This window comes from Protofrankia symbiont of Coriaria myrtifolia (assembly GCF_900634755.1).
In the GTDB taxonomy this organism is placed as follows: domain Bacteria; phylum Actinomycetota; class Actinomycetes; order Frankiales; family Frankiaceae; genus Protofrankia; species Protofrankia coriariae.
In genome coordinates this window covers 1-3,782 of the sequence record NZ_CAAAFS010000101.1, presented here as the reverse complement: position 1 = coordinate 3,782, position 3,782 = coordinate 1, and the positions used below count along the sequence as shown (strand labels likewise).

Genomic DNA, 3,782 nt, shown 5'->3' with positions numbered 1-3,782 from the left:
GGCCAGGTGGCACATGAACCGGCCCTGCGCGGTGATCGCGTCGGCGGGGTTCCAGACCGAAGCGACCCCGTCCCCGTCCCCGTCCGTCGCCCACGTGCGCCAGGTGGACGGCATGAACTGGGCGATCCCCTGTGCCCCGGCAACGGAGACCGCGCGGGGGTTGAACCCGGACTCCTGGGACAACTGCGCGGCCAGCAGCGCCGGGGTGATCTCCGGGCAGAGCGACCCGGCCCGGGTGATCCACGGCCGGTAGGCGGCGGGGACCGGAGCACCCGGCGCCAGCGGCCCGCCCGCCGGCGGGCCGGGCAACAGGGCCGGGACCAGCCCGGCGACCACCGCCAGCGCCACCGCCAGCGCCGCCGCCAGCAGCCCGGCGGCGACCAGCCGGCGCAGCCACAGCGCCAGCAGCAGACCGGCGGCGAGCGCGACGACCGTCCAGCCGCCGTGCGGCAGGCCGGTCACAGCACGATCCAGACGATCGTGGCCAGCGCCGCCGCGGCGGCGAGCCGGCCCGGGCGCTGCACCAGCCACGCCGCCACATACAGGACGACCGAGACCGGGATCGCGACCAGGGCGCAGTAGACCTGCCCGGCCCGCCGCCAGCCGGTGGCCTCCGGCGCGCACCAGTCGCCGTCGCGGGCGTAGCGGACCAGCGCCGCCGGTTCGGCCGGCGGCTCCGACCAGACCGAGGGCAGCTCCCCGATCGCGACATCCCACAGCCGGCGGGCCGCGCGCATCCGGGTCTCGGTCGGCATCTCGCCGAAGGTCTCGTCCCCGTCCGCGGGCGTGGAGTCGATCCGCGGGGCCTCGATCAGCTCCGTGCCCGGCGGTGTCTCGTCGCCGCCCACCGCGTGCTCCTCGTCGTCCTCGTCGTCCTGGGCGGGTGGGGTCGGATCGGGCCGGTGGTCGTCTCGCTGCGGGCGGGTGTCGCGCAGCTGCCAGCGGCCCGCCGCCGGATCCCAGACGGCGTCAAGGACCAGCCGGCTGGTGTTGGGGATGGCGCCGGGGGCGTTCGGAGCGCAGGGGACGAACCCCAGCCCCTCATCACCGCGGTCCTGGACCCACCAGCCGAACTCGACGCACTCCGCGACACCCCAGAAGAACCCGGTCCACACGTCCCGGCCGCAGTCCCCGTCATGGTCGGCGCCGAACGCGCACATGAGCCGCTGCCCACCGGTTCGGAGGCACTGCGCCTGGTCGCATCCCTCCTCGTGGGCGAGGCCAACCCCGGCCCCGCAGTCCGGGCACACCGGGGAGAACCAGCACTCCTCTGTATGGGCGCCGCCCGGGGTCCGGCAGAACGGGCAGAGCTGGCGGCTCACCACGACCACCCCCCACGGGGGTCACCGACCGCCAGCGGGCAGCGGCCGGTTAGACTCATCGCCGTCTCGCGCGTGCGCGTACGCACACGTGGGCACGCGCGGTGTCCCCTCCTGCCGCGGCAGCCGGCCGATCCTCCACCGTCCACTGGACGATCCACCGGACGATCACTCCTCGTGTTCATCGGGTCCTCCCATGCAGGCGGGCGACGACCTCGGTGATCTGCCGGACCAGGGCGTCGACCTCCCGCTCCGCCTGGACAGGCGGTACGTCGGCCAGGGCCCCGCGCAGGTAATCGACCGCGACACCGAGGCGATCGGCCGGCCGGCGGGCGCTCCCCAACCGGGCCAGGAACATCCGCTGCCGCCGCTGCTGGCGGGCGGCGATCCGACCGTCACCAGCCGGCCGCCGCCGCTGGCGGGTGGCCGTCGGGCTAGGCATCAGCCACCCCCGCCACAGCCGGGGTGGAGACGGGGGCGACCTCGGCTGCTTCGGCGCGGGCCGCCTTCAGCTCCCGCAGCACCGCCCGGCCGTAGTTCCGGGTCCCGAACTGCCGGTCAAGATCCGCACCTGAGATCTTCACTCCGGCGTCGATCTGGGCTGTCGCCCACGCCTTCATCGCGGCCCGCTGCGACCCAGCCGTCTCGGCCTTCCCGGACCGAGACGGCCGAGACGTATCCGAGCGAGATGTCTCGGCCGTCTCGGAGGCGGTGAGAGTCGACGTCTCGGCCGCGACCGAGCGAGACGTCTCGCCCGAGACGGGCGCGGTGAGAGCCGGTGTTTCTGTCGGCCACACCGGCGCCTCGAACGTCTCTCGCGACGTCTCGATCTCCTCGGCCGACGTCTCCTGCGGGCTTTCCCGCTGCGCCTCGATCTCCGCGACCGCGTCAACGAGACGAGACAGCGCCTGTTGGCGTACCGGATCCGCAGCCGGGTCGGTCACCGTCAGCACGTGCCGGCGCCACTGCCCGATCTCGCGGAACGGGTCCAACAGCACCCGGATGGGACGCAGCAGCGGGACCGGCGCCGGTGGGGCCGCTCCGCGGCGCTGGAGGACCTGCTTCCGGATCTCGCCCAACAGCACCTCGAACGCGACCGCCGCCATCACCGGGATCGCGACAGCGACGATCACCGTGGTCAGGTCGTGGCCTGAGCGGCGCCAGGCGTAAATACCGTTGGACGCCGAGGACGCCGCCACCGCCAGCGCGGTGCCCAACCGGGCCACGGTCGCCGGCCGGCCGTCCAACGCCGCGGAGAACGCGACAGCGGCCATGGCCACCGGCAGCCCGTCCGCGACCGCGGGCAGCAGATAGCCGTGGTGGAACCCCAGGCTCTCCGCGAACCGGCTCTGATGGTCATACGACCACACCGCCCCGGCCGCCCACACCCCAGCGATCAACACCAGGGAGACGATCAGCGGCCAGGACACCTTCGAGCTCTCGGCCGGCTCCTGGCCGTTCTCATGCGGCATCACGCCGCCGGCACCACGTCGTCAGCCCGGCCGGTGACGCCGGCAGGCACAGGCACGGATTCGGCCAGGCTGCGCAGGGCGTACCAGTGCGGAGCCACAGCGCGCCGTTCGGCCGCGGTCAGCCCGCCCCACACCCCGTCCGGGGCGTACAGGGCGGAGATCGGGTCGTCCCCGGCGCCGGTGTCGGCCGCCGTGTCCGGAGCCAGCGCCACCGCCAGGCAGGCAGCCCGTACCGGGCAGGCCGCGCATACCGCCCGTGCCGCCGTGACCTGCGCGGCTACCGCCGGGCCGGTCTCACCCGCGGGGAAGAACAACTCCGGATCGGCGTCCCAGCACGGACGCCGATCCGCCTGCACAAGAGCTTGCAACGCGGGCAGATCCCACGCCGGCAGCGTCAGCAGCCCGGCGACCGCGTCCGTGATCGAAAATTTGGCGGTCATCCCGTACCGCCGAACCTCTGGATGTCCATCTGCTCCAGCACGTCGTGGGCGGACGCGAGTTCGGCGGCGACCGCGGCCGTCAGGAGCTCCACAACCCCGTGCATCGACACGGACGGGTGGACGTCCGCGAGCGCCTCCCCGGCGACGCGTGCCTCCTCGGGCGAGGTGTGCAGCCCAGCGGTGTATCGGCTGCCCCCGACCTCGATGACCGGGGCGAACAGCGGGGGAAGAGGGGCACCGGGTTCCGCGCAAGCCGGCAGCGTCAGCCGGCCCGCAGCACCCATCACCACGGGCCCGGTCCGAGAGCCGATGCCGGTCATCACTTGCCGCCCGCGCGGCGCCGGAGCTCTTCGGCGATCCGCTTGACCTCGGCGACGGTCGCGTCGGCGAGGTTGTCAGCGCCGGGAATGGACGAAACAGGGTTGCTCATGACGACGTCTGCCTTTCGGTGCGGCTGGCGGAGAGGTGAGGGATCCCGGTGTGGTGCATGGCGGCGTGACACACCGGAGATCCGGACGGGTCGAATCGGGTTTGACAGGGATGGGTGGGTG

General features: G+C 73.7%; 6 protein-coding genes. All 6 read right to left on the bottom strand.

The window, feature by feature from the left end:
- A partial coding sequence (locus CM1CMNOD_RS05775) for a lytic transglycosylase domain-containing protein (RefSeq protein ID WP_131773876.1) occupies nt 1–462 on the bottom strand: 462 nt, incomplete at its 3' end.
- On the bottom strand, nt 459–1,322 hold the full coding sequence (locus CM1CMNOD_RS22245; protein WP_193353096.1) for a hypothetical protein: 864 nt from the start codon (nt 1,320–1,322) through the stop codon (nt 459–461). The genes CM1CMNOD_RS22245 and CM1CMNOD_RS05775, both read right to left, overlap by 4 nt.
- A gap of 178 nt (nt 1,323–1,500) precedes the next feature.
- Nucleotides 1,501–1,761: a hypothetical protein gene (locus CM1CMNOD_RS05765; RefSeq protein ID WP_013872733.1), complete on the bottom strand. Its 261-nt coding sequence runs from the start codon at nt 1,759–1,761 to the stop codon at nt 1,501–1,503.
- Nucleotides 1,754–2,791 (bottom strand): DUF2637 domain-containing protein, encoded by a 1,038-nt coding sequence (locus CM1CMNOD_RS05760; RefSeq protein WP_013872732.1) that lies wholly within the window; start codon nt 2,789–2,791, stop codon nt 1,754–1,756. The genes CM1CMNOD_RS05765 and CM1CMNOD_RS05760 overlap by 8 nt, the downstream gene beginning before the upstream one ends.
- Nucleotides 2,791–3,231 (bottom strand): WhiB family transcriptional regulator, encoded by a 441-nt coding sequence (locus tag CM1CMNOD_RS05755; RefSeq protein WP_013872731.1) that lies wholly within the window; start codon nt 3,229–3,231, stop codon nt 2,791–2,793. Before CM1CMNOD_RS05755 ends, CM1CMNOD_RS05760 begins: the two co-directional genes overlap by 1 nt.
- A complete protein-coding gene (locus CM1CMNOD_RS05750) occupies nt 3,228–3,521 on the bottom strand; it encodes a hypothetical protein (RefSeq protein ID WP_131789374.1) in 294 nt (97 codons plus the stop codon). Before CM1CMNOD_RS05750 ends, CM1CMNOD_RS05755 begins: the two co-directional genes overlap by 4 nt.
- Nucleotides 3,522–3,782: the final 261 nt, after the last annotated feature.